Source organism: Spirochaetae bacterium HGW-Spirochaetae-1, from assembly GCA_002839375.1.
Classification (GTDB): Bacteria; Spirochaetota; UBA4802; order UBA4802; family UBA5550; genus PGXY01.
On sequence record PGXY01000002.1, the window covers coordinates 46,471 to 71,235 of the forward strand.

Annotated in this window: 19 protein-coding genes; 11 read left to right on the top strand and 8 right to left on the bottom strand. The window is 50.5% G+C overall.

Annotated features, from left to right (window positions below; translation table 11 throughout):
- Positions 1 to 17: 17 nt before the first annotated feature.
- Positions 18 to 1,652 (bottom strand): ABC transporter ATP-binding protein, encoded by a 1,635-nt coding sequence (locus tag CVV44_02240; GenBank protein ID PKL40443.1) that lies wholly within the window; start codon positions 1,650 to 1,652, stop codon positions 18 to 20.
- On the opposite strand from CVV44_02240, the gene CVV44_02245 reads away from it, so the two are divergent.
- Together CVV44_02245 and CVV44_02250 are read left to right on the top strand one after the other, a co-directional pair.
- The gene (locus CVV44_02245) at positions 1,651 to 1,953 is read left to right on the top strand and encodes a hypothetical protein (GenBank protein ID PKL40444.1); all 303 of its coding nucleotides are present in this window, start codon (positions 1,651 to 1,653) and stop codon (positions 1,951 to 1,953) included. The genes CVV44_02240 and CVV44_02245 overlap by 2 nt on opposite strands.
- Before the next feature lie 90 nt (positions 1,954 to 2,043).
- Positions 2,044 to 2,757 (top strand): endonuclease, encoded by a 714-nt coding sequence (locus CVV44_02250; protein ID PKL40445.1) that lies wholly within the window; start codon positions 2,044 to 2,046, stop codon positions 2,755 to 2,757.
- Here the strand turns inward: CVV44_02250 and CVV44_02255 are convergent.
- Both CVV44_02255 and CVV44_02260 read right to left on the bottom strand, forming a co-directional pair.
- Positions 2,730 to 3,941 carry an AAA family ATPase gene (locus CVV44_02255; GenBank protein PKL40446.1) on the bottom strand — a complete coding sequence of 404 codons (1,212 nt, stop codon included), beginning with the start codon at positions 3,939 to 3,941 and terminating at the stop codon, positions 2,730 to 2,732. The genes CVV44_02250 and CVV44_02255 overlap by 28 nt on opposite strands.
- A gap of 79 nt (positions 3,942 to 4,020) precedes the next feature.
- Positions 4,021 to 5,235 carry a hypothetical protein gene (locus CVV44_02260; GenBank protein PKL40447.1) on the bottom strand — a complete coding sequence of 405 codons (1,215 nt, stop codon included), beginning with the start codon at positions 5,233 to 5,235 and terminating at the stop codon, positions 4,021 to 4,023.
- A gap of 157 nt (positions 5,236 to 5,392) precedes the next feature.
- Between CVV44_02260 and CVV44_02265 the strand changes: the two genes are divergently transcribed.
- On the top strand, positions 5,393 to 5,692 hold the full coding sequence (locus CVV44_02265) for a hypothetical protein (GenBank protein ID PKL40448.1): 300 nt from the start codon (positions 5,393 to 5,395) through the stop codon (positions 5,690 to 5,692).
- The gene (locus tag CVV44_02270) at positions 5,670 to 6,005 is read left to right on the top strand and encodes a DUF86 domain-containing protein (GenBank protein ID PKL40449.1); all 336 of its coding nucleotides are present in this window, start codon (positions 5,670 to 5,672) and stop codon (positions 6,003 to 6,005) included. Before CVV44_02265 ends, CVV44_02270 begins: the two co-directional genes overlap by 23 nt.
- Positions 6,006 to 6,050: 45 nt before the next feature.
- On the opposite strand, the gene CVV44_02275 is transcribed toward CVV44_02270, so the two are convergent.
- Complete coding sequence (locus CVV44_02275; GenBank protein ID PKL40450.1) at positions 6,051 to 6,290, bottom strand: hypothetical protein; 240 nt, start codon at positions 6,288 to 6,290, stop codon at positions 6,051 to 6,053.
- 5 nt (positions 6,291 to 6,295) lie between these two features.
- Positions 6,296 to 8,251 (bottom strand): hypothetical protein, encoded by a 1,956-nt coding sequence (locus tag CVV44_02280; GenBank protein PKL40451.1) that lies wholly within the window; start codon positions 8,249 to 8,251, stop codon positions 6,296 to 6,298.
- Between the two features lie 489 nt (positions 8,252 to 8,740).
- On the opposite strand from CVV44_02280, the gene CVV44_02285 reads away from it, so the two are divergent.
- Genes CVV44_02285 through CVV44_02295 form a run of 3 tightly spaced genes read left to right on the top strand, consistent with a single transcriptional unit; the run spans position 8,741 to position 11,953 of the window.
- Positions 8,741 to 10,396, top strand: coding sequence for a hypothetical protein (locus CVV44_02285; GenBank protein ID PKL40452.1), 1,656 nt, complete (start codon positions 8,741 to 8,743; stop codon positions 10,394 to 10,396).
- Entirely contained in the window at positions 10,383 to 10,778 is a 396-nt protein-coding gene (locus CVV44_02290; protein ID PKL40453.1) for a hypothetical protein, read from the top strand. The genes CVV44_02285 and CVV44_02290 overlap by 14 nt, the downstream gene beginning before the upstream one ends.
- Positions 10,779 to 10,798: 20 nt before the next feature.
- A complete protein-coding gene (locus tag CVV44_02295) occupies positions 10,799 to 11,953 on the top strand; it encodes a hypothetical protein (protein ID PKL40454.1) in 1,155 nt (384 codons plus the stop codon).
- A gap of 112 nt (positions 11,954 to 12,065) precedes the next feature.
- Here CVV44_02295 and CVV44_02300 read toward each other — a convergent pair whose 3' ends face one another.
- Positions 12,066 to 15,647, bottom strand: coding sequence for a hypothetical protein (locus CVV44_02300; protein ID PKL40455.1), 3,582 nt, complete (start codon positions 15,645 to 15,647; stop codon positions 12,066 to 12,068).
- Between the two features lie 315 nt (positions 15,648 to 15,962).
- On the opposite strand from CVV44_02300, the gene CVV44_02305 reads away from it, so the two are divergent.
- Together CVV44_02305 and CVV44_02310 are read left to right on the top strand one after the other, a co-directional pair.
- A complete protein-coding gene (locus CVV44_02305) occupies positions 15,963 to 17,342 on the top strand; it encodes a [FeFe] hydrogenase H-cluster radical SAM maturase HydG (GenBank protein ID PKL40456.1) in 1,380 nt (459 codons plus the stop codon).
- The gene (locus tag CVV44_02310) at positions 17,248 to 18,396 is read left to right on the top strand and encodes a [FeFe] hydrogenase H-cluster radical SAM maturase HydE (GenBank protein ID PKL40457.1); all 1,149 of its coding nucleotides are present in this window, start codon (positions 17,248 to 17,250) and stop codon (positions 18,394 to 18,396) included. Before CVV44_02305 ends, CVV44_02310 begins: the two co-directional genes overlap by 95 nt.
- Here CVV44_02310 and CVV44_02315 read toward each other — a convergent pair.
- Both CVV44_02315 and hydF read right to left on the bottom strand, forming a co-directional pair.
- Positions 18,387 to 20,384: a histidine kinase gene (locus CVV44_02315; GenBank protein ID PKL40458.1), complete on the bottom strand. Its 1,998-nt coding sequence runs from the start codon at positions 20,382 to 20,384 to the stop codon at positions 18,387 to 18,389. The genes CVV44_02310 and CVV44_02315 overlap by 10 nt on opposite strands.
- 60 nt (positions 20,385 to 20,444) lie before the next feature.
- The gene (hydF, locus tag CVV44_02320; GenBank protein ID PKL40906.1) at positions 20,445 to 21,689 is read right to left on the bottom strand and encodes a [FeFe] hydrogenase H-cluster maturation GTPase HydF; all 1,245 of its coding nucleotides are present in this window, start codon (positions 21,687 to 21,689) and stop codon (positions 20,445 to 20,447) included.
- Positions 21,690 to 22,071: 382 nt separating this feature from the next.
- Between hydF and CVV44_02325 the strand changes: the two genes are divergently transcribed.
- Both CVV44_02325 and CVV44_02330 read left to right on the top strand, forming a co-directional pair.
- Entirely contained in the window at positions 22,072 to 23,712 is a 1,641-nt protein-coding gene (locus tag CVV44_02325; protein ID PKL40459.1) for a glucose-6-phosphate isomerase, read from the top strand.
- 37 nt (positions 23,713 to 23,749) lie between these two features.
- Entirely contained in the window at positions 23,750 to 24,676 is a 927-nt protein-coding gene (locus CVV44_02330) for a hypothetical protein (GenBank protein PKL40460.1), read from the top strand.
- Positions 24,677 to 24,765 lie beyond the last annotated feature (89 nt).

Here is a 24,765-nt window from a genome sequence, read left to right on the forward strand (position 1 = left end):
AAAAAAAGGATGGCCAATCACAGGTTGAGCCGCTGGTGTCCCTCGTACATCTCGTCGCGGAGCCGCTGCACGTCGCTGTTTTCAATATATTCATCGAAGCGCATGACGCGGTCAATGATGCCGTTGGGTGTTATTTCCACGATGCGGTTGGCGATGGTGTCGATAAACTGGTGGTCGTGCGATGAAAAAAGGATCACTTCGGGAAAAGCAATGAGCCCGTTATTCAGCGAGGTGATGGCCTCCAGGTCCAGGTGGTTCGTCGGTTCATCCAGGATGAGAGCGTTGGCACCCGAGAGCATCATACGTGAGAGCATGCACCGGACCTTCTCGCCACCCGAGAGCACGTTGACCCTTTTCAGGGACTCGTCGCCGGAGAAGAGCATCCTGCCCAGGAATCCCCGCACATAGGTTTCATCCTTTTCGTCGGAATACTGGCGGAGCCAGTCCACGATGGACAGGTCGCTGTTGAAGAAGGAATTATTTTCCTTGGGGAAATAGGACAGGGTGATGGTCTCACCCCATTTGAAGTCGCCGGAGTCGGGCTTCATCTCGCCCGTGAGAATCTGGAAAAGGACTGTTTTTACCAGGTTGTTCTGTCCCACGAAGGCGATCTTGTCGTTCCTGTTTACGATGAGGCTGAAGTCCTTCAGGATGGGTGTGCCATCGACGGTTTTGGACAGGTTTTCGATGGTGAGGATCTGCCTGCCGCATTCCCGGTCCGGTTTGAAGGCCACCCAGGGAAAGCGGCGCGACGTTGTGGGTATCTCGTCCAGGGTGAGTTTTTCCACGAGCTTCTTGCGTGATGTGGCCTGGCGCGCCTTGGAGGCGTTGGAGCTGAAGCGCTCGATAAAGGCCTGGAGCTCCTTTATTTTATCTTCCTTTTTCTTGTTCTCATCTTTCTTCTGCTTCATGGCCAACTGGCTGGCCTGGGCCCAGAAGTCGTAATTGCCCGTGTATATCTGTATTTTCCCGAAGTCGATGTCGGCGATATGGGTGCAGACCTTGTTCATGAAGTGCCGGTCGTGGGAGACCACGATGACGGTGTTGTTGAAATTATAAAGAAAGTTTTCCAGCCAGGTGATGGACTCCAGGTCCAGGTTGTTCGTGGGCTCGTCAAGGAGCAGAATATCGGGATAGCCGAAGAGGGCCTGGGCCAGGAGCACGCGCACCTTCTGGCCTCCTTCCAGTTCCTTCATGGTTTTTCCGTGCAGGTCTTCCGTAATGCCCAGGCCTGACAGGAGCGAGGCCGCGTCGGTCTCGGCGTCATAGCCGTTCATCTCGTCGAGCATTTCTTCCAGTTCGGCGGCGCGGTTCCCGTCGTCGTCGGTGAAATCGTCTTTGGCGTAGAGAGTATCCCGCTCCTTCAAAACATCATGGAGCTTTTTATGGCCCATGATAACCGTGTCCAGGACCATGTATTCGTCGAAGGCGAAGTGGTCCTGGCGCAGCATGGCTATGCGTTCATTGGGATTGGTGACGACAGCACCCTGGTTGGGCTCAATCTCGCCGGAAAGGATTTTCAGGAAGGTTGATTTTCCCGAACCGTTGGCGCCGATGAGGCCGTAGCAGTTGCCCGGGGCGAACTTGATATTGACATCCTTGAAGAGGATTCGCTTGCTGAAGGAAAGGGTTACGTCGTTTGCGTGGATCATGGGTTACCTGTTTTTTCTTAATATAGTCTTAGTTTCGCATGGAGCCGGGATTTTATTGAAGAACGGGGAGACGGAAATTTTATCATCCCTATATTCCCAGCTTCATTTTGCTAATCTGCATTTGTCTCGTGAAGTAATTAGTGTTTTCCGGGGAAACCGCGTATCAGGAACAATTGAAAATCAGGCATTTTCTGTCAAGAAATATGCGGGAGTTCTGAAAAATTTGTGGAGTCTAAGGGGATTGCGGTATAGTGAGGCTCTGTCCCTTGTCTGTATTGAGAAACTCATTTTTCTTGGATAAATGAGTTTCTGACCATCAATATAGCGGTGAAAAAAGAATTTACATCCCATCATGCTGTTGAAACATGATTTACACGGAAAGGAACACGGCATGATCACCCTGAACCAACTTTATAAATTGCTCTTAAAAGCCTACGGCCCGCAGGGCTGGTGGCCTCTCCTTGACGACGTGACTCATCACAGCCGCTACGACGGCATTATTCCCGGCTCGGACAACCACATCTTCGAAATCATCACCGGCGCCATCCTCACGCAGAACGTGGCCTGGACCAATGTGGATACGGCCCTGCGCATCCTGAAAGGGAAGGGGCTCCTGGAGCCCCGGGCCATGCATGAATATTCTCGTGAAGAACTGGCACCCCTTATCCGCAGCACGGGCTACTACAACCAGAAGGCCATAAAACTGATGCACATGCTGGACTGGATGAATAGCTTCGCCTATGATCTGGAAAAGCTGAAGGGGGAGGATATGGCCTCGCTGCGGAATGATCTCCTGGCCATAAAAGGCGTGGGTCCCGAGACGGCCGATTCTATCCTGCTCTATGCCCTGTCCATGAAGACCTTTGTGGTGGATGCCTATACGCGGCGCATACTTTCCCGCATGGGCATAATTGAGGGGAATGAAACCTATGAGGAAATACGTTCATTGTTCCATAAAAAGTTCCGGGGTGGGGTCCATGAGTACAAGGAATATCACGCCCTCATCGTGGAGCATGGGAAGAATATTTGCAAAAAGAAACCGGACTGCGGGAAGTGCATACTGGCGAGGCAGTGCCTTTACAGTGTTTCAATCCAGGAGAGGTAGTCTGTCCAGGGAATTGCCGAAACATTTCTCGTAAGGGGTTTTTCCCTGTCACAGGTACATACGACAAGGGGTTTGCCGGCTTTTTTCCCCGACAGCGTTATGAATTTTTCCAGCGATTCGGCGTGTTTCGCCGTGGGAGTGTGTGTTTTTTTTATTTCAACCGCATGGAGTCTGCCCGCTATCTCAATGATGAGATCAATTTCAAGTCCATCGTGTGAACGCCAGAAATAAAGCTCCCCGTTTTTCCCGCTGTTGAACAATGATTTGAGGGTTTCAATGACAATGAATCCCTCGAAAAAAGCCCCGCCCATGGATGCTTCCAGGAGCGATTCCGCGTTTCCCTGGCGGGTTAGGTAAGCAGCTATGGCCGAATCAATCAGGTACAGCTTCGGTTTTTTGATGACCCTTTTCCCCAGGTTTGTGTAAAAAGGCTTCAGGCAATAGGCTATAAAGGATGCCTGCAGCAGGGAAACCCAGCGGTGTATTGTGGGCTGGGCGACGCCGCAGTCCCGGGAAATGGAGGCGACATTCAGCTCCTGTGAGTGGTTTGCCGCACAGAGGGCAAGGAAGGTCTGGAACAGGGCGAGGTCCTGCACGTTTATTATTTGTCTCACATCTCTTTCGATATATGTCCTGACATAGGAGGCGAGCCATATGTCCCTTGTTTCCGGTTTTGCGGCAACTTCAGGGTATCCACCGGACCAGATGGCTTCATGGATTTCTTTAACTCCGGCATCAGTGAGTTCGTTGTAGCCGAAGGGAAGGAGATTGATGACAGCGATGCGGCCGGCCAGGGAATCGCTGACGGCATCCATCATGGGAAACTGCTGGGATCCGGTCAGGAGCCATTTGCCGTTGGTTGAGCGGTCGGTATCGATTGCGATTTTCAGATAGGAGAAAAGTTCAGGAACATATTGTATCTCATCGAAAATAACAGGTTTCCTACCATACCGGGCAATGAGGCCCTGGGGATCGTTCCTGGCGAAGTCCTGCATCACGGGGTCATCGAAGGTGACGAAATCGGCGCGGGGAAAAGTTTTCTTAAGCAGCGTGGTTTTTCCCGACTGGCGGGGGCCGGCCACCAGCGTCGCGGGGAATGAACGGGCAGCTCTCTGTAGATACTTTTCGATGTCCCTGTGTATATACATAATATTTTTCTCAAGCGATTCTGACAAAAGTAACATTGAATGTTATTTTTGTCAATCTCATTACATGTTCCTTTTACTCCCTGTTCCATAAAAAGTACCGGGGCCGCATCACTGATTATTCGCAGACCTGGACCGGCGCCAGGCCGTTGCCGAAGGCCCCGGCATTGCAGTACTGCGCCTCCACGACAACGGTACCGTCTTCGGAAATATATCCCCACTTATTATTGCTTCCCCGGTAGAGATGCAGTCCTTCCGCGGGAGGGGCCAGCCAGCCGATATCACCGCTGCTGAAGGGTTCTCCCCTGAGGGTAATATATTGAGTAACGCCGTCCTTTACGGAACGCAGGCATTTTGGGCTCAGCATCTCCAGGGATTCGTAGACCGGGGGAAGAACCACCGTGCCGCTCCGGTCGATGAGGCCCGTCTTTCCCGACAATGTCACGGTGGTACATCCGAATTTGAAGGTGGCGGCGAATTCATACTTCGGCTGAATGACAATGGACCCCGATTCGTCGAAGTATCCCCACTTCCTGTTTATCTGCACCGAGGCCCGGCCTTCGGAATAGGGTCCCAGGGCCCAGTACTTCGGCGGGATTACCCATTTTCCCGTGGTGTCGATGATCCCCCGCATGCCCTTTACCTTCACCAGGGCATATCCCCCGCTGAAGGGATTGGTATCCTGGAAGGGGCCCTTGATGGCGATAGCGCCGCTTTTATCGATAAAGGCATATCCCAGGGTCAGGGTAATGGGGGCACGTCCGTTAAAGAAGGGCCCGCCCCAGGACAGGGTGGGCTGTATTACGATGTTGCCCGCGGTATCCACGTAACCCGTTTTTCCCTTATCCCTGAAGGCAGCCAGGCCGTCGGTGAAGGTGAGCATTTCCGAAAAACCCTGGTTGCCCAGCCGTTCTCCCCTGGTGTTTATGAGGAACCATTCCTGTCCGCCGAAGAGGCGCACCGAGGTCACGCCGTGTTTAAAAGGCATCACTTGTCCGTACCGGGCCGGGATTACCAGTGCGCCCGATGTGTCTATAAAACCGAAGCCGTCGGCCGTTTTCACCTGGGCCCTTTCATCAGAAAAGGTCGACGCAAAGTCGAACCGCGGGGCAATGACCATGATTCCGCTGCTGTTTATGTATCCCCACTTTCCCGGGCCTGCCGCCAGTACCGGCCTCATTAAAGGAAGAAGCAATAAAATAATTGCGGCCATCAGTATGCTGATTCTGGAAAACGATGAGGATGATCTGATGTCAAATATATTTATCTTCATGGAATTGTCTCCCCGGTGCATGGAATGTGTGTCTGATGACGGTAAATCAGTGTAGTACATATTGTGCTTCAGGTCAAGGACGAATGTTTATTCTTTGCTTGATTGTGTGAGTAAATTCAGACGACAGACTGAATTTACTTTGAATATTGTAATTGACATGGATATTAATGCCGGATAAATTTACCTTCCATGGCATCTGCCTTCAGGAATAGTAAATATGGAAAGTAAAAACGAGATTAAACAACGGCTGGCTTCTCTTGCAGAGATTTTCCATTCATATCGAGTATCCCGGGTTGGTCTTTTTGGCTCTTATGTCCATGGCTCACAGAATGAGGAAAGTGACATTGACCTTCTTGTCGATTTTTCTAACCCCATCGACCTTTTTTCCTATGTCAATCTGGTCGATTCACTATCTGCCGCCCTTGGGCATAAAGTCGATATGGTTACCGTCAGTGGATTGAAACCTGCACTGAAGAAGGGGATTCTCCGCGAGGTTGAATGGATTGAGGAACTATAAACTTTATATAGACGACATCCGACAGGCTGCTGAGAGTATCAGCAAATACATTGAAGGATTGTCAAAAGAGAAATTTCAAGAGGACGCAAAGACCCGTGACTCGGTGCTTCACAATTTAATGATAATAGGTGAAGCAGCGGCGAAAATTCCCGATAATGTCCGTGAAAAAAATCCGGACATTAATTGGAGCGGGATTATCGGTATGAGAAATATTATTGTTCATGGCTATTTTGCCATTGATTCGGAAATTATATGGATTACTGTTAAAGAAAAAGTTCCTGAATTAATGAAAATGATTGACCGGATTGTTTAGAGCGTAATCATTATTGTTTTCAGCTGCCCGATAGAAATGCATGTTTTAATCCACTTTTTTAATATTACCGCTCCGAAAAAAATCAAGTGACCACTTGTGCCGGTATTCATCGTGGCGGAGGATATATATGTCGCCATGATCATCTCTCACCTTGAAATAGCGGTAATCGGGGCCGTGCCATGAGTCCAGTATCTCCTGTATGACATATTCGCGGTTATCCATGGAGAAACTCAGGGGCCGTTCATCGCCGCGGTATCCGGCATGGCAGGCAACCGTGATATCCATTTCACTTATCCCTTCCGGAACTCAAGGCCTTCCAGGTCCGCGGGAATATCCTCATCGGTGAGCGTGCAGAGTATTTCGTCCGTGAGGGGGGCGATATTCACGATGCGGTTGGCCTGACGTTCCACCATTTTTTCAAAGAGGTTCCGCACCAGGCGGCCGTTGCCGAAGGACTTTGTTTTGTTGGCGTGGCTTTCCTTCAGAAGGGTCAGCATTTTTTCCCGTCCCTTTTCGGAAACCGTGTAGGCGCCGCCTTTGATGAAGATATCAAAAATTTGTATGAGCTCTTCCGGTGAATAATGATCAAAGTAAAAATACCGGCTGAAGCGCGATTTCAGCCCCGGGTTCGATTCAAGAAAGGTTTCCATCTCGTCGGGGTACCCGGCAACGATAACGGCAAAGCGTTCCCGGTAGTCTTCCATGCGTTTCAGTATGGTATCGATGGCCTCCTGGCCGAAGTCTTTCTCGCCGGAACGGGAGCTCAATGCATAGGCCTCGTCTATGAAGAGGATGCCGTCCAGGGCCTTCTGCACGGCCTCGTCGGTCTTTGTGGCGGTCTGCCCCACGTACCCGGCCACGAGCCCGGCCCTGTCCGTTTCAACCAGGTGTCCCTTCTCCAGGAGGCCCAGGGCGCGGTACACCTTGCCCAGTATGCGGGCGATGGTGGTCTTTCCCGTTCCGGGAGGGCCATAGAACACGGCGTGGAGCGACAGGGGCGTCGTGGGAAGCTTTCGCTCCTCCCGGGCTTTCTGGACCTTTACGAGGTTGATGAAGGTCTGGATTTCTTCCTTGATGTTTTTCATGCCCACGAGTTTATCGATCTTGGCCATGACCTCTTCCAGGGTTTCCTCTTCCGGCTCTTCCGGGGCTGTCTCCCCGGGTACGGTCGTGGACCGGGTAATGAGGTCTGTTATCTGCCTGAGCCGTTCTTCCTCTTTACTGTCGACGGTACCGTCGGCCTTCATCATGCACTGGGCGAAGTTTTTATATGCCGCCGAAATTGAGTCGGCGTGGAGCGTGCCGTTGGCGAGATCATACTTCTTGACATCCTGGAGCGATGCGAGGATATCGCCGGTGAGTTTTATGTCCTGCTCCTTCATGTAGGCAGCCAGTTCCTGCCAGATTTCCGTCAGTTCCTTCGTAAGGTGGCGCGGGAAGGTATTGCCTCTGAAGGCCTCGTCACGGACACGGTCCGCCTTTTTCGAGGCGCCGGGACTGAGATAGATAAAGAGCAGGGAAATGAAATACATCTCGTTTTCTCCCAGGGCTCCGTCAGCCACACCGGCCAGTGAAGAGAGAATGATGATATCATGAAGCATAGCCTTCTCCAGGGCCCGGTCATCGATGCCGTCAATGACGGAATGAATGATTTCACCGGTCTTTTTCGCCTCGAGATACAGGAAATCCTTCATATCCTCTTTCATGGCATCTCCGCTTTTAGTCTCATTGTTTTTGGCGGCAAAGAGGGACAGGGCCTGGTCAATCTCCCGTATGGTACTTTCGATTGTTCCGCGGCGGGCCTCACCCGGTACGATCCTGATTTCCGGCGCCGCGCCGATACGGGACATGAAGGTGTCGGTTCTGGCCGCCGATGCCGGTGTTTTAAAGGTGATGGTTTTACGGGGAAGGGCCAGGGTCAGGGCCGTTGATGAACCGGTTTTTCCCCGCGAGATATCCCTGATGTCGTCGTGATCTATTATTTCAATGGAGTTATCCCGGTCCTCGTTGCCGATGCAGATGAGCCGGCGGTCCGTGGCAAAAAGGACGCACGAGACGTCCTTGCCCGGGGCGTCCCTGTCGCAATAGATGCCGTCAATGACATCGCCGACGGGTTCATCTTCCTGCAGGATCTTTTTCAGGGCGGCGAGGACGCGCTTCTGGTTGTGAATGAAATGCCAGTTTTCTATTTTCCCCAGGTCCTCTTCGATTTTCCGTGACGTCATGGCATCTCTCCCTCTTTGCATCGATTATATGATTGCGGAAAATTGCGCGTCTTCAGTGATACGTCTCAAATGATCTCATCCCGGTTTATGGTAATGCGTATCTTCCTTGTGATTTTTCGTATAATAAACAGTATGCATTGTCAAGAGCTTATTTGTACAGGGAGGGGGTCCTTAATGTCCCGGCTGTTATTATTACTTTGCGGAAATGTTTATTATACGGTACAGCATGTGTAAGCGAGAATTCGTATAGGTAAAAAAAAACCTTGCATGCCTGGACTTTTCCGTCTATAATTATTATTTCAGGTATAACAACAGTTTCTGATAGTACAGTATTGCTCAATACAGGTTAGTGAAATTTTATCTCATGAACCGGCCGCCCTTTATGAAAATTTCCGGGGATTGAGAAGAGATTCAATATGTCGGTCGTTTCTTTTAATTCAGTTGAACGTACTATGAAATGCTTATCCGTATATCTGAAGGGTATGCGGCAATACTGGCTGAGAATAAAATATGACAATCCCGGTAAATATTCTGATTCTTGATGATTCCTCCGTCCTCGTGGAAATTATTGAGCATGAACCGGCATTGAACCATATCGTGTGCATAACTCATATAGTTGATAATAAAAATGATTATAATAAATACCTGGAGAATCAGGAGCCGGATGTTATACTTTCCGATTACGATCTTCCATCGCTTGACAGTTTTGAGGCTCTGTCGATCGCCCGCGGATATTATGCGAAAGTGCCATTTATCTTTGTTTCCGGGAACCTGTGTGGTGATCTCGAGATGGAGGCCTTGCGGAATGGAGCGACGGATTGTATTTATAGAGACTGTCTTAAAAAACTTGGCCTCGTTGTACTCAGGGCCATCGTTGAAAACAGGAACAGAAAGATGCTCGAATCCCTTGAAGGCCTTGCGGAAGATGTCACGGAACGCAGCCTGGTCGAGGAGCGTATCCGTAAAATAAACAGCGAGTACGAATTGATCTTCAGTTCAATTGTAAGTGTCATTATCGGTGTTTCCTGCGGGGATATTATCACCCATTGGAATCCCTACGCGGAAGAACTCTTCGGGATAGCCGCCGGCGATATTGTAGGCCGTGTTTTTTCAGAATTGGGGTTTGATTGGTCCTGGGAAAGAGTGTACATGGCCATTGCCGATTGTGTCGTGACGAATGAACCCGTTCGTCTTGATGATTTGTCATTTAATCGGAGAGACGGCAAAATAATTATTCTTGGTCTTACAATCAACCCGCTCAAGCGGAGCACCAGTGACGATATTGAGGGCTTCATTATTCTTGGAAGAGATCTAACGCAGAGACGTTTACTGGAATCTCAGCTTATACAGGCACGCAAGCTGGAGGCTGTCGGACAACTGGCTTCGGGAGTGGCACATGAGATCAATACCCCGATTCAGTATATTGGGGATAATCTTAATTTCGTCCGGGACTCCTTTTTAAAACTGGGTGTTATGAAGGAAGTGATGGATTGGTGTTTCGGGCAGATCGAGAGTGCGTCGAAAACCGGCAACATTCTTGGGAAATACCTGGGTGATGAATCCAGGGAAGAGGTTAATTTTCTGATGAGCGAAATCCCTGCGGCAATTGACGAAGCGCTGGAAGGCGTTGAGCGCGTGGCAAAGATCGTACGGTCCATGAAACAGTTCTCCCATCCGAGCCAGGAGGAGAAAAGGCCCGCCGATATAAACAGGGCCGTCGGCAGTACGGTGATTATCTCCCGCAATGAATGGAAGTATGTAGCTGAAGTGGAGGAGCGGTATGATCCTGATCTGCCTCCTGTTCTTTGTTTCGAGGCGGAGCTTAACCAGGTAATTTTAAATATTATCATGAATGCCGTTGACGCTATCAAGGATGCCGTGGAAGCGGGACTCATTCAGAAGGGCCTTATCGGCATAGCCACACGCAGGAACGATCGCTGGGCGGAGATAGAGATTTCCGATAATGGAACAGGTATACCGGAGGATCTCCAGGGGAGAATTTTTGATCCTTTTTTTACCACGAAGGATGTGGGGAAAGGGACAGGGCAGGGACTAGCCATATCCTACTCGATAATTAGTCAGAAGCACGCGGGTTTCCTGTCGTTTTCTTCAACTCCCGGGATAGGGACAAAGTTTTTAATTCAACTCCCCCTTGAAGATTCATGACGGCAATGTAGAGAAGATTATGAAAAAGACAATTGTGTTTCTTGATGATGATTTGAATTTTTTAAACGGAATAAAAAGAGTCCTCAGAGGCATGGGTGAATGGGACATCATAACCTGTGTGGAAGCGGACAAGGTTTTTCAGGAGCTGGCAAGAGGGAACGTAGATGTTGTTGTTTCCGATTATCGGATGCCGGAAATTGACGGTCTTACCGTTCTCGGGCGAATAAAAACGGAGTATCCCTCCGTTCATAGGGTACTTCTTTCGGGCCAGGTCTCGGACGCGGTGTATAATGAATCTCTGGCCGTGGCAGAACGATATCTTGAAAAACCCTGTGATGCTGAAATGATTTATAAAGTGATTAATGAACTGATGGGCGAATAAAAAGCGAAGGAGAGGTGGATATGAGCGGGGGTAAAATACTCGTTGTTGACGATGAAGTGAATATTTTGTCGGGCATACGAAGACAGTTGAAGGGCGTCTACGATTTAACGACTGTTGAATCGGGCAAAGAGGCACTTAATATTTTATCAAAGGATAAAAAATTCATTGTCATTATCTCTGATTACATGATGCCCCAGATGAATGGTGCTCAGTTTCTCGCCAAAGCTCAGAAGATAAGTCCCGATTCCGTCAGGATCATGCTGACGGGGCAGGCTGACTTGGAGGCGGTTATCAATATTGTCAATGAGGGGAATATATTCCGATTTCTCACAAAACCATGTCCGCCGGAGATACTACAGAAGAATATCAATGACGGCATTGAACAGTACAGGTTGAAAACCGTTGAAAAGGACCTGCTTACGCGGACGCTCAGCGGTGCTTTACAGGTGATCACCGACATGCTTGTCCTGGTTCAGCCCCAGGCATTCAACAAAAGCATGAGGGTTAAGGAGGTTGTGCATAAAATACTTCTTCAGCTTCCCGTTGAAAATTCCTGGCAGATCGAAGTGGCGGCCACGCTATCCCAGATAGGGTGTGTCACGGTACCCGATTCCATCCTTGAAAAGGTATATGGAAATGTAGAGGTTCCTTTTGAAGACAGCATCATGTATCAGCTTCATTCAAAAACCAGCAGTGATCTGATCGTCAAAATTCCGCGGCTGGAGAAGGTGGCCGAGATCATTGCTTATCAGCAAAAGAATTACGACGGTTCCGGATTTCCCGCTGTTCCCATTGCGGGTGAGGAGATTCCCTTCGGTGCGAGAATTCTCAGAATTGTTCTCGATTATGACACCCTGGCCCAGATGGATATGGATCCTGACGAAATAATGGAAACACTGAACAGCCGCGAAGGACTGTATGATGCTAAGATTCTTGCCGTACTCAAAAAGGTGATCTATCTTAAAAATGAAAAGAAAAGATATATTCTCCAGAAGAAGATGGTCACCGAATTGGATGAAAGTATGTACCTGGCGGAAAACGTTGTTTCCGCTTCAGGCATTACTATCGGTGAGAAAAAACAGCGTATTACAAAAACGCTGATTACTGCTTTCAGGAATTATGCCGCCAACAGGGAGATAAAAGAACCTGTAAATGTTTTCGTCATTACGGACTAACTCCTGAGATAATGACCGGGCACCTTGCGGAATTGAGTGACCGTTGGAAAAGTATACAATGAACCGAATAATAATTACAAGCCTTTTATTGACGGTGATATCATCGGGCTGATCAATCCAGCACTTTTTTTACTGCCTCAGCCAGCTCTTCGGCCGTATAGGGCTTTTGGATGAATCCCCTGACGCCTTTTTGCCGGGCCGACTTCACCCTTTCATCCTCGGCAAATCCGGAACTGAGGAGTACCCGGACCGATCCGTCGATGGCCAGAAGTTTTTCGAATATGTCCAGGCCCGACAATCCAGGCATGGACATATCCAGCAGGACCGCGTTGATGTTTTCGTGGTTTTCCTGAAAATATTCTACACCCATTATACCGATTTCCCTGCTGACCACCGTGTATCCGCAGGCTTTCAGTATACCCTCGGCGACGCGGATAATGGCCTTTTCATCATCGATTATGAGGATGGTGCCCTGTCCCTTCTGCAGTTCCCTCTCCGGCATGGAAGCTGCGGTTTTACCGGTTTCATCGGTAAGATATGGCAGGTACACGGTAAAGGCCGTTCCCGCGTCCTTCTCCGAATAAACGTTGATGAATCCGTTGTGCTGCTGAACAATGCTGTAGACCATGGAAAGCCCCAGGCCGCTTCCCAATTCTTTTTTCTTGGTGGTGAAAAAGGGTTCGAAGATTCTTCTGAGCACGCTGCCGTCCATGCCGACTCCAGTGTCCCTGATCATGATTTTCAGGTACCGGATGTCAGGTTGGGCCTCGGGATTGAGCCGGTAAAAATATTTATCGCTTTTGAGTTCATCAATGGTTACCGTCAGGGTCCCGCCTTCTTTTTCCCTGTCGCTTCGCATGATTGTCATGGCATGGGAGGCATTTACGCAGAGATTGAGGAAGACCTGCTCAAGCTGCGTTGGGTCCGCCAGGGTCTGCAGGGGCGTTCCGGGAAGCCTGAAATCGAGATTGATACTCTTGGGGAAGCTGTTGCGGCAGATGGTGAGCACATGTTTCAGGGAGAGGACCGCGTCAACGGGCGCCATCTGTATTTCATGGCGCCGTGATATGGTCAGGAGCTGCTTGATCATGTCAGCTGCACGTGTCGAAGCGTCCTGGGCTGTTTTGATGTATTCGTTCACTGTTTCGGGCTGTGACAGGGTTTCCTTGTTGAGTATTATTTTCAGGATGCTCATGCTGCCCATGATCCCCGCCAGCATATTGTTGAAATCATGGGCCAGACCGCTGGCCAGTGTGCCTATGGCTTCCATTTTCTGGGCATGGATGAGCTGGGCCTGTATCTTCTCTTTTTCCTCCTGGGATATTTTTTGTTCTGTTATATCCTGGTTGATTCCGTATATCCTGAATGTTCCGTTGTTTCCGTCGGGCGCTGTTTCAGTCAGGGAAAGCAGGTAACGTGTTTCTCCCGTATCCTTTTTATAGATGCGGAATTCAACACGGTAGGGTTTTCCTTCTTTCAGGGCGCCGCTGAACTTGTGATCCACAATGGCCCTGTCCTCTGTATAGATGAGACGGCTTACTTCTTCCAGGGAAGGAGTATATCCGGGCGGAAAGCCGAAGAGTCTCAGTCCTTCCTCGGAGGATATGAAGAGTTTTGTGGCGGTATCAAACTCCCAGCTTCCTACATGGGATATTTCCTGGCTTCTCTTCAGTTTTTTCAGCGTATCTTCCAGCGCCTTCTCCGCCCTTTTACGGTCCGTTATATCGTGAATGGTGAACTGCAGCAGGGATTTGCCCCTGAAGGTGAAGCGCATGAGGTTTACTAAACCGTCCCATTGCTCGCCGTTGGGACGCTGATGGAGCCACTCGAAGGTCTGGATACCCTGCCTGGCGGCGTCATGTATACGGACACGGGCCGCCGTGCGGGAATCGGTACCGTCGTATTGAAAGGGGGCCGATACATCAAAAGGAGTTTTGCCGATCACTTCCTCCCGCGACGCGTACCGGTAGATATTTACGGCCGCATCATTGCAGTCCGTGTAGAGACCCGTTTCCCGATCGATGACCACTATGGGAATATGGGAGTCGGTGAATAATATCTTGTTGTATTCCTCGCTTTCCCTGAGGCTTTCCTCGTCTCTTTTTCTTTTAGATATATCACGGACAATGGCCTGTAGAAAAAATGCGCCTCCCAGTTCAAATCTGTTCAGGCTTACCTCCGCGTCGAATGGCGTCCTGTCCAGTTTCAAGTGCCTCCATTCAAAAGACTGCGAATCTCCCGCCATTGCGAGGTCTATTTTTTCCCGTGCGGTCCTGTTCGAGGGTCGTCCGTCAGGCTGAATCTCCGGAGAGAATTCATGGGGGGATTGGCCGATGATATCATTTCTTTCACAACCGAATATCTCCAGTGTTTTTGTGTTGCAGTCGAGAAAACAGAATTCATCCATGATGAAAATGGCATCGCCCGCCGATTCAAAGAGAGTCTTGAATTTCAATTCGCTGTCAAAAAGCAGTTTCTGACTGTCTATGAGCTCGTTGTTCTGGGCTTCGAATTCTTCGTTTGTCGCTTCAAGTTCTTCGATGGCTGCGGTGAGTTCTTCGTTGGCCGCCGTCAATTCGTCATTCTGGTTCCTTATTTTTTCATCGGCCTTGATGATATTTGTAATGTCTCTGCCTTCGGGAACGATGAAGATGATCCTGCCGTCTTTGTCCCTGACGGGGTTCAGTGAAAAATCAATAAGATGTATTTTCCCGTCGGTAGCGGTATGGCGGGTCTGGTAATGGACAAATTCTCCCCGGGCCGCCATGACAATGGATTCCTTCAGCCGTTGCTGCTCCTCTGGCTGGCCCTGCCACCACGGTGTTTCCCAGAAATAGGAGCCCAGGATGGTCTCCAGGTCGGTGTTGATGAGGGAACATGCCGAGAAGTTGGCGTCCATGAGGCGTCCTTCCGCATCAAGCATGCCCATGAACTGGTAGCTGCTTTCAAAGATGGCGCGGAACTTTCTTTCGTTCTCCTCGATCTGTTTCGACAAATTGGCGGATTTGATGATGTCACTGGAAAGAAGCAGGCCCATCATGATAATGAGGGCCACGAAACCGGTTTCGCCCAGAAATATCCAGTTCAATCCTAAATTGAAAACCAGTATGTCATTGATAACTCCCGCCAGTACGACGGTAATACAGGCTGACAGGAACAATGCCCGTCTGTTGTCGCCGTGTTGATGCAATTTCCAGGCACCGCGGTAAACGAGAATATAAACGGATAAAATAAGCATCTGGTACAGATAATTCCATATACTTGATTTAGACTGTAGTACGGAAAGCTGTTCACCCCAGGGGAGTATATAGATAGAGATGCCGAGTATGTGTGAATAGATGAGCTCAGGTTCAATGTGCCGGGCAATGATGAACACAATAAATGAGGCGCATATCGGGAAGAGTATGCGTCTGTTCAGGTCCGCGAATATGACACAAAACCATAGAAGACCGATATGAAAAAGAGCCGTACCGTACATTTGCACCTGTACGATGTCCTTGTAACGTTCGACAGAGTAACAGTCATAGAGCTGTATATTGCAGAAGATATAGAGCGAAACGCCAAAGCTGAGGACGGCATAGGGAAGATGTTTTTTATCTTCGCGCAATTGGATGGAAAGATAGAGGTGATGGAGAAACTGAAACAAGCTTACGCCCGTGAGGGCGCTGAGAAAGATGGTGTAGGGCGTAATCATACCGCATATCCTTGCATATGAGAGCACGAGTCATGAAGGATTTCCTTCTCCCAATGAGATTTTACAATGCATGAATGGGAACATCGCAACAGACTGATTTCTCCTTATGATTTTATTAGAGTGCAACGCTCATATTATATGCCGTCCAAGTTTGTATTTGCAAGAAAAATTTTATGGTGCACTGTCCAGCCTCCCTGTGATATTTTTCCCTTGAAAAGCTTTAAAAAACAGATGAGTCGATAAAATAATTGTACATTTTCCGAGGATGTTGCATTATTGACACTTTCAGGAGCAATAGCGGGGAAGCTTCAGAGAATGACATTCATAGATGAAAATAAGATACATGATGAACTCCTCAATATCAGCGAGGATAGCGGAGTCGTCATGGAAATCCTTGCCAGGGCCAGGGAACTGAAGGGACTGGCCAGAAAAGATGTGGCCCGGCTTACGGCCATACACTCACCGGAACTTCTGGAACTCTTGTATGAAACGGCCCGGTACGTAAAAGAAACCATCTACGGCCGACGACTGGTGCTGTTTGCTCCCCTGTATATATCCAACCTCTGTTCAAATGAATGCACGTACTGCGCCTTCCGCGCCGGCAACACGGGCCTGGAGAGAAGGTGTCTCGGCCGGGACGAGATACGCCGTGAAGCCCGTACGCTTGCCGAGCAGGGTCATAAAAGAATCCTCCTGGTGACCGGGGAGTCCTATCCTTCGGGGGACTTCCGGTATGTCGTTGACGCCATCGGAACCGTGTACGAAGCGGCACGTGCCGGCCATGAGATACGGCGCGTTAATGTGAATATTGCACCCCTGGACACGGACCAGTTCAGGGAACTGAAAAAGGCCAAAATCGGTACTTATCAGCTCTTTCAGGAAACATACCATCGGGAAACATATGCCTCGGTTCACAGGGCCGGTAAAAAGAGCGATTATCTCTGGCGACTTACAGCCATGGACCGTGCTCTGGAATCGGGAATTGATGATATCGGCCTGGGGGTCCTCTTTGGTCTCCATGACTGGCGTTTCGAGTTGCTGGCCCTCATGCAGCACGTGGAGCATCTTGAACAGAATTTCGGCATTGGTCCTCACACCGTAAGCGTTCCCCGGCTTGAACCGGCATTGGGGTCGGAAATATCCCTGTCGCCGCCGGACAGGGTGAGCGATGAAGATTTTCGGAAGATAATGGCTATTCTCAGAATCGCCATTCCATACACGGGTATCATCATGTCCACGCGGGAGAGTCCCGTCATGAGAATGGAAAGCTTCGCCCTGGGAGTGTCGCAGATTTCGGCGGGCAGCCGGACGAGTCCCGGCGCCTATGGTTCAGGGGAAGATGATGAAGGGGGGGGGCAGTTTTCCCTGGGTGACCACCGGGACCTCGACGAAGTTATTGCCGATATCGTGAGGCTGGGCTACATACCATCCTTCTGTACCGCATGCTACCGCCTGGGAAGGACGGGCGCCGATTTTATGGACCTGGCAAAACCCGGCGAAATCCGTCATCATTGCGATCCCAACGCCCTTTCCACGTTTCTGGAATACCTGCTCGACTATGCTTCCCCGGATACAAAAATCGCCGGTGTTAAACTGATTAATGACATCCTTGCGGGATTCGATGCACAGGGGCGGCACAGGGCCTCGGCCATGCTGGAGCAGATCAGGTCCGGCAGGCGCGATGTGTTCTGCTGAAGGAGTGATCCGGGTAATGAGCGAAATAACCTTTGACAGGGACCGCGTCATCTATTTTCTCCGCGATGCCGATGCCGGCGAAAGGCGGGGGCTGTATGCCATGGCTGATGCGGTGAGGAGTGAATGTGCCGGCGGTGGAATACACCTCAGGGCCCTTCTCAATATCTCCAATTGCTGTGACAGGGCGTGTCTCTACTGCGGCCTTCGCGCCGGGAATGAAAATATTGCCAGGTATCGTCTTGACCGGAAACAGATCGTGGACGCAGCGGGCAGGGCGGCCCGGGAAGGATACGGAACGATTGTTATGCAGTCCGGCGAAGATCCGGTACTCACGACGGAATTCATTTCCTCTATTATCAGGGAAATAGTCTCACGCCATGATATGGCCGTGACCCTGTCGCTGGGAGAGAGGCCCCGGGATGTGCTCCGGCAATGGTACGACGACGGTGCTTCACGGTATCTCCTGAAACATGAGACCTCGGACCCCGCATTGTACGCTCGGCTCCATCCCGGCATGAGTTTCGGCACGCGCATGGAAATGCTATCGACCCTGAAGGAGATCGGTTATCAGGCCGGTTCCGGCGTCATGATAGGCCTGCCCGGCCAGACATGGGAGTCCCTGGCCGGTGATATCATGCTTTTTCGCGATCTTGATATCGACATGATCGGATGCGGACCCTATATCGCCAATCCCCATACCCCCCTGGGAAGTACTGCGGAGAAGGAAGCAGGTCAGGTTACAGCTGATGAACAGACCGTGCTTACCGTGACCGCCCTGAACAGGCTTGTAACCAGGGACACGCATATAGCTGCGACAACGGCAACAAAAACTCTTTATTCCGGGGGAGGATTGTACAGGGCGCTTCGTTCCGGTGCTAACGTGGTTATGCCCGATGTGACCCCCGCTCCGTACAGGGAACAGTATCTTATTTATCCCGGGAAGGAGCCCGTGGACGGGATCGCCGGGGCAGCGGAACTTCGGGCCGAACTGATCAAACAGACTGGTCTGGAAATAGCCGGCGGCCGCGGGGACAGGGCCCGTTGTCATTCATGATGGAGGGGAAGGTAAATGGTGAAGGTGGTGCCCACGTTTACGGTGCTTTTCACCTCGATGCGTCCCTGGTGCCTTTCGATGATTCCGTAGGTCACGGCCAGGCCCAGGCCCGTACCCTTGTCCTCCTGTTTCGTTGTGAAGAAGGGGTCGAATATCTTCGCCAGGTTTTCTTCGGAAATTCCTATTCCCGTATCGGAAACGATAACGACAATCTCCTGCGTCGATGAGTGAAAACGCGTTGTTATGGTGAGAACTCCGCCGTTTGGCATGGCATGGGCGGCGTTTTCGGCCAGATTGTTGAACACGGAACGCATCTGGTTTGTATCAAGGTATATGTCGGGAATGTTTTCGGCCAGGCCGGTCCTGATCTCCACATCCTTGAAGGTCATGTGGTGCTCGAAGATTTTTATGGAGCCCGAGATGATACTGTTGACGTTCCCCAGTTCTTTTTCCAATTTGGATTCGCGGGCGAATTCCAGGATGCCCCTGACGATGTTTCTGCATCGCATGGTCTCATTGACGATCGTTTTGAGGTCATCGGAATATTCCGTGTCCTTCAGGTCTTCCATGAGCAGGCTGCCGAAGGTGAGGACGCCCGTGAGGGGATTGTTTATCTCATGGGCGATTCCCGAGGCCATTCGGCCCAGTGACGCGAGCTTTTCCGACTGGACCAGGGCTTTTTTTGCATTGACAATCTGTTCATAAGAATTTGACAGCTTCAACGCCGTGTTCCGCAGGCTCTCTATGGTGAAGGGAAGGCACATCTCGCTCTCGGCAAGGCCACGGTGAATAGCTATGGCGTGTTCTATGCATGTGTCGTATCCGCAGGCCCCGCAGTTCAGTTCATCCTCGGGTCCGTGTTTACCTTTGCTGCGGAGGATATCCTTCAATTCATCGCGTGTCGGTTCGGGCAGACGGCAGTCGTTGTTCCGGAAGGAAGCGGTCAGATCGAGGTCCGTCATCGCGTCCATGTTAACCTGCCACTGTGTCAGGTCGCATTTTTCATAGCGTTTTTTGGCGTAGGCGCTCACGTAGCCGCGCCTGCTGAATTGGGCCATTTCCGAGGTCATGCCCGATCCCATGATGCACCCGTTGCAGCAGAGAAGTTCGAGCAGGCGCACCTCGTTGGGAACCGTCTCGAATTCCCTGATGGCCTGAATGATCTGCTTGGTGCCGCTCGTGGCCACGATATCGTTGATCATGAGGTCTTCCTGGAGCCCGGCGGACTGGAGCATGCCGCGTCCTATGGGATACAGGGCACCCATGCCCGGATGGGGCGGGTCAAAATCCGACGGTTCGACGTCGCCAGGAACGATTTTTCTATCATTCAGCATGGTGCGGAGTTCCGAGAAGGTGAGCACCTGGGATATATGCGGACTGATTTCGTCCCTGAGAGCCTCATCCTTCTTGGCAAGGCAGGGGCCGATGAACACGATATCGAAATCATCACCATACTGCTTTTTCAGGGCCCGCGCGCAAGCCGCCATGGGAGACACGATTGGTGCCAGGTTCTTTATAAGGGCGGGATGATATTTTTCTATGTAGAAAACAATAGCCGGACAGGTCGTGGCTATATACTGGTTCCCGGGATTGGAATCAAAGAGCCGATTATATTCGCGGGAAATCAGGTCCGCTCCGAAGGCGACCTCATTGACCATGTGGAAACCCAGGGCCCGGATCATCGCTACAACGAGCTTGTAATGGATCGGTCCAAATTCCGCCGGGAAGCTGGGCGCGATGATTGCCGCCACCTTTTTGCCCGAGGAGAGCAGTGATTCCACCATTTCGATGGAACTGCGGATCTGCTTCGCGTTTTGGGTGCAGACCCGGACGCAGTTCCCGCAGCCGATGCATCGTTCATTGATGACCTCGGCCTGGCCCCCCGAGATGCGAATGGCCTTGGCAGGGCATTCGCGGACACAGGTGTAACAGGTGCGGCATTGTTCTTTGATGGTGCGGACAAGAGGTTCTCTGTCGGTATTTTTCATAAATAACCTGTCTGCGGTCAATTAAAGCCATATAATTTCCGTAAGTCTCGTGTCAAGGATTTAATCTGCTTCTTTGCTCTCCGTAAGGGGGGATGCAAAAGGTTCCATGGCGCGGTCGAAGATGCCCAGGCAGTAGGCAATGGTCATACCGTAATTAGAAACGGGGATGCCCGCGTCAATGGCCGGTTTCAGCCTGTTCATGACCTGTTTACGGGTCAGCATGCATCCGCCGCACTGTATAATCATGCGATAGGATGTGATGGCCAGGGGAGGGTTGTCCAGGCCGGCGGTTATGTCAAAATGCAGATCCTTCCCCGTGAACTGTCTCATCCATCGCGGTATCTTGATCCTGCCGATATCGTCTCCGGCCACATGATGGGAACACGATTCCATGATCAGGATGCGGTCTCCGTCTTTGAGGCCGCTTATGGCCGGGGTTCCCTCGGCGTATTTTTTGAAATCTCCCTTGAGCCTGGCAAAGAGAATGGAAAAGCTGGTGAGGGGAACATCGCGCGGGATGGATGCCGACGCATGCATGAAGGCCTGGCTGTCAGTGATGGCCAGTTTCGGTTTTATAGCGTTCTGTTTCAGAAAAGCATCGAGCTCGGTTTCTTTCATGACAATGGCGACGCAGTTGTTGTCCAGAAGGTTGCGGATTGTCTGGACCTGGGGCAGTATGAGCCGCCCTGCCGGCGTCTCCACATCGATGGGGGTGATGAGCAATACTATGTCATTGGGCCCGACCATGCCGCCCAGGATGGTCGGATTGTTGAAGCCCGATGCGGGGATATGTTTTTTGATGAGATCAACCAGGGCGTCAAGGTTGCGGCGGTCTGCGGCGCTGAAGGAGAGGCAGTCCGTTCCGCCTCTCCGGGCAATGAGGGCTTTGGTATCATCGGCGAGGTCCACCAGGTCCGATTTGCTGTGAACGACGAAAAAGGGGGTGTTTTTTGTCTCCAGGTTCTCCATGAGCCGCAGTTCCCTGTCGCCGAAGGTGTTATGGCTGATGACGATTATTGCCAGGTCGACCTGCCGTAATACGTCCGTGGTGCGATCTACGCGGAGTTTTCCCAGGTCGCCTATATCGTCGATACCGGCCGTGTCGATGAGAACCACGGGGCCGATCCCCGTGATCTCCATAACTTTTCGCACCGGGTCCGTTGTCGTTCCCGCATGCTCTGAAACGATGGCAACGTCCTGGCCGGCAAGGCAGTTGATAAGGGAACTCTTCCCGCTGTTCCTGCGGCCGAAAATGCCGATATGGGGCCGCCCGGAAAGGAGGGGTTTTTGTCCGCTGATGCTCATGTCCTGCAATGTATTTCTCCCTGCTCTATACCTGCTATTGAGAAGAGAGCCTACGGACAGGCCGCTGGTTCGTCAACAGATTTAGGTGAATGTCATAGTATATGATAAAAAATACACTATGTATAGAATAATTTCTTGACAATTAACATCGATTGTGTAATATAATTAATATATTTAATTCATGCATTTTCATGTAACCTGCAGTGCTGATTTTATACTTATGAATGTGTTTTTCAGAAGTTTTTCCTGTCGAACCGGATTTACTTTCAATAAATATGTTCTCCATACGTACTTTATGATATAACTGTCTGTACATCCCATGAGAAACATTTCATTATATGATTACAATGAATATTGAGGATATTCACAGGAGGAGTACCTGATGTCCCGGAAAGGATTAATCGAATTGAAAGAATGGCAGGCGTTGGAAAATCATTTCCAGTCCATGAAGGATGTGCATATGCGTGACCTTTTCCGGCAGAATCCTTCCCGCGCCGGGGAATTCACCATTCTTGCCGGGGATATTTATTTCGATTATTCAAAGAACCGGATCAACGGTGAAACGATGACACTGCTTCTCGACCTGGCCCGGGCCGTTAAACTCGATGAAGAGATTGAGGCCATGTTCTCCGGTAAAAAAATAAATGAAACGGAAAACCGCGCCGTACTCCATGTGGCCCTCCGGAATGTGTCGCGCGATCCAATCCTGGTCGACGGTAAAGACGTCATGCCCGGGATCTTTTCTGTTTTGGAAAGAATGAAAATTTTGTCGGATAAAATACGCCGGGAGCAGTGGAAGGGGTTCAGTGGCCGGCCCGTTAAGAATATTGTGAATATCGGCATCGGCGGTTCCGACCTTGGGCCTGTTATGGTGACCGAGGCGCTGAAGCATTATGCCATTGATGGATTCAATTTTCATTTTGTATCAAATATCGATGACGCCCACATTGCCGAAACACTGAAGAAATGTGATCCGCAGGATACCCTGTTTATTATAGCGTCAAAGACCTTCACCACACAGGAAACCATGACGAACGCGGAAACGGCGAAGAAATGGTTCCTGGCCGGGGGCGGCGGCAGCGGCGATATCGCCAGGCATTTCATAGCACTGTCCACCAACAGGGATGCCGTGGTGGATTTCGGCATTGATGAAGAGAACATGTTTGAATTCTGGGATTGGGTAGGCGGCCGGTACTCGCTTACGTCGGCCATTGGTCTGCCTGTCATGATAGCCGTGGGATATGATAATTTCATGGAACTGCTGGGCGGGTTTCACCGGATCGACGGGCATTTCAGGAATACACCCTTTGATAAAAACATACCGGTGATCATGGCGCTATTGGGAATATGGTACAACAATTTTTTCCGTTGTGAAACCCACGCCATCCTTCCCTATGCGCAGTATCTGCATCGTTTCCCCGCCTATTTTCAGCAAGGGGATATGGAGTCCAACGGCAAGTACATTGATCGACAGGGAAACCGGGTGAATTATCCGACGGGTCCCATCATCTGGGGAGAAGCGGGAACCAATGGTCAGCATGCCTTCTACCAGCTTATCCACCAGGGGACCAGACTCATACCGGCCGACTTCATCGGATTTGCCAGATCCCTCAATAAACTGGGAGATCACCATGACAAGCTCATGGCTAATTTCTTCGCCCAGACCGAAGCACTTGCCTTCGGCAAAACGGGAGAAGAGGTGCGGAAGGAGGGTGTTTCGGAAAAACTGGTGCCCCATAAAACCTTTGAGGGCAATCGGCCCACCAATACGATCATGGCCGGGGAGCTGACGCCGGCGGTGCTGGGAGAACTCATTGCCCTTTATGAACACAAGATTTTTGTCCAGGGCGTAATCTGGAATATCTTTTCCTTTGATCAGTGGGGCGTGGAATTGGGGAAGGTGCTGGCTAAAAGGATTCTCCCCGAGCTGGAAACAGGTAAATCGGAAGCCGGGCATGACAGTTCCACCAATGCCCTGATCAGATTTTACCGTGAAAACAGGGATAGAGCCCGGAAAGAATAAAGCAGGGCCCCCGTTCTGCGGGGGACTATGAGGAAATATGCCGGTTGACGAAAAAAAATCACAGCGCAGGGAAGACAGCGTTGAAAGTAAGCTGAAGCGTTTCAGTATACTGAAGGCTGAAGCCAATACGGTGCGCGAAAAGGACAAGATTCTCATCAGGAGTCTGTTCCAGAACTTTTACCAGAAGCAGCTCACCGTGGGGATAGGTTTTCAGCGCGCCTACGGGTCCATCCTGGCCGGGGACTATTTCGACCTGGTGAAACTGCCGGAGAACAAGTATATGTTTGTCTTTGCCGATGTGAGCGGCCATGGTCTTCCGGCATATACGACGCTCATCAGACTCAGGTCCGCCATCACCCTGGCTGTGAAGGATATGGTGCGCATACATGCCACGACGGGGCTCCTGGACACCAGGCTGCTCGTAAAGGATATCAGCACGAAATTTACCGATATCATGGACGAGGCGAATTCCGATGATTTTGCCTGTGTCAATTTTACAATCATTGACAAAGATGACGGAAGGTTCCGTCTCCGGTTTTATAACAGGAGCATGCTTTTCCCCATAGTTATACGGCATGGTGAAGACGGTTCCATTCATATATTCAATCTGAATCAATCCCGGGAAGACTGGGACCCGCAGAAAGGATATCTTCTCGGGAGCGATCTGCGTAAATTACTGGGTGATACCTATCTTGATACGCCGGTGTGCGAATTTACAATTTATGAAGGCGACTCGATTTTCTTTTACAGTGACGGCATTATAGAAGCGTATAATCATGAGAAGGGACCCGATGAGTTTGGCGATAATCGGCTCGAAAATGTCCTGCGCGATAACGCGGGGCTCTTCCCCCAGATTGTTGTGGACGAACTGTTCAGGAAGGTCTACGAATTCATAGGCAAGCCCGAATATCAGAAAGATGATATGACGGCCGTACTGATAAATTTTCCTTCGCCGGGCGAATGAGATAGTCAGGCCTTGGATAGGTCTCGTTTCAAATAATATCTTGACAGAAGCCGACCCCGTATTTTAATCGCCTGTATGAATCAGTCCTG

Bases quoted from the DNA above. Each gene is read 5' to 3' on its own strand.
- CVV44_02245 (PKL40444.1), top strand. From the start codon at position 1,651: ATGGGTTACCTGTTTTTTCTTAATATAGTCTTAGTTTCGCATGGAGCC.
- CVV44_02240 (PKL40443.1), bottom strand. From the start codon at position 1,652: ATGATCCACGCAAACGACGTAACCCTTTCCTTCAGCAAGCGAATCCTC.
- CVV44_02250 (PKL40445.1), top strand. From the start codon at position 2,044: ATGATCACCCTGAACCAACTTTATAAATTGCTCTTAAAAGCCTACGGC.
- CVV44_02255 (PKL40446.1), bottom strand. From the start codon at position 3,941: ATGTTACTTTTGTCAGAATCGCTTGAGAAAAATATTATGTATATACAC.
- CVV44_02260 (PKL40447.1), bottom strand. From the start codon at position 5,235: ATGTACTACACTGATTTACCGTCATCAGACACACATTCCATGCACCGG.
- CVV44_02265 (PKL40448.1), top strand. From the start codon at position 5,393: ATGGAAAGTAAAAACGAGATTAAACAACGGCTGGCTTCTCTTGCAGAG.
- CVV44_02275 (PKL40450.1), bottom strand. From the start codon at position 6,290: ATGGATATCACGGTTGCCTGCCATGCCGGATACCGCGGCGATGAACGG.
- CVV44_02280 (PKL40451.1), bottom strand. From the start codon at position 8,251: ATGCAAAGAGGGAGAGATGCCATGACGTCACGGAAAATCGAAGAGGAC.
- CVV44_02285 (PKL40452.1), top strand. From the start codon at position 8,741: ATGACAATCCCGGTAAATATTCTGATTCTTGATGATTCCTCCGTCCTC.
- CVV44_02295 (PKL40454.1), top strand. From the start codon at position 10,799: ATGAGCGGGGGTAAAATACTCGTTGTTGACGATGAAGTGAATATTTTG.
- CVV44_02300 (PKL40455.1), bottom strand. From the start codon at position 15,647: ATGATTACGCCCTACACCATCTTTCTCAGCGCCCTCACGGGCGTAAGC.
- CVV44_02305 (PKL40456.1), top strand. From the start codon at position 15,963: ATGACATTCATAGATGAAAATAAGATACATGATGAACTCCTCAATATC.
- CVV44_02310 (PKL40457.1), top strand. From the start codon at position 17,248: ATGACATCCTTGCGGGATTCGATGCACAGGGGCGGCACAGGGCCTCGG.
- CVV44_02315 (PKL40458.1), bottom strand. From the start codon at position 20,384: ATGAAAAATACCGACAGAGAACCTCTTGTCCGCACCATCAAAGAACAA.
- hydF (PKL40906.1), bottom strand. From the start codon at position 21,689: ATGAGCATCAGCGGACAAAAACCCCTCCTTTCCGGGCGGCCCCATATC.
- CVV44_02325 (PKL40459.1), top strand. From the start codon at position 22,072: ATGTCCCGGAAAGGATTAATCGAATTGAAAGAATGGCAGGCGTTGGAA.
- CVV44_02330 (PKL40460.1), top strand. From the start codon at position 23,750: ATGCCGGTTGACGAAAAAAAATCACAGCGCAGGGAAGACAGCGTTGAA.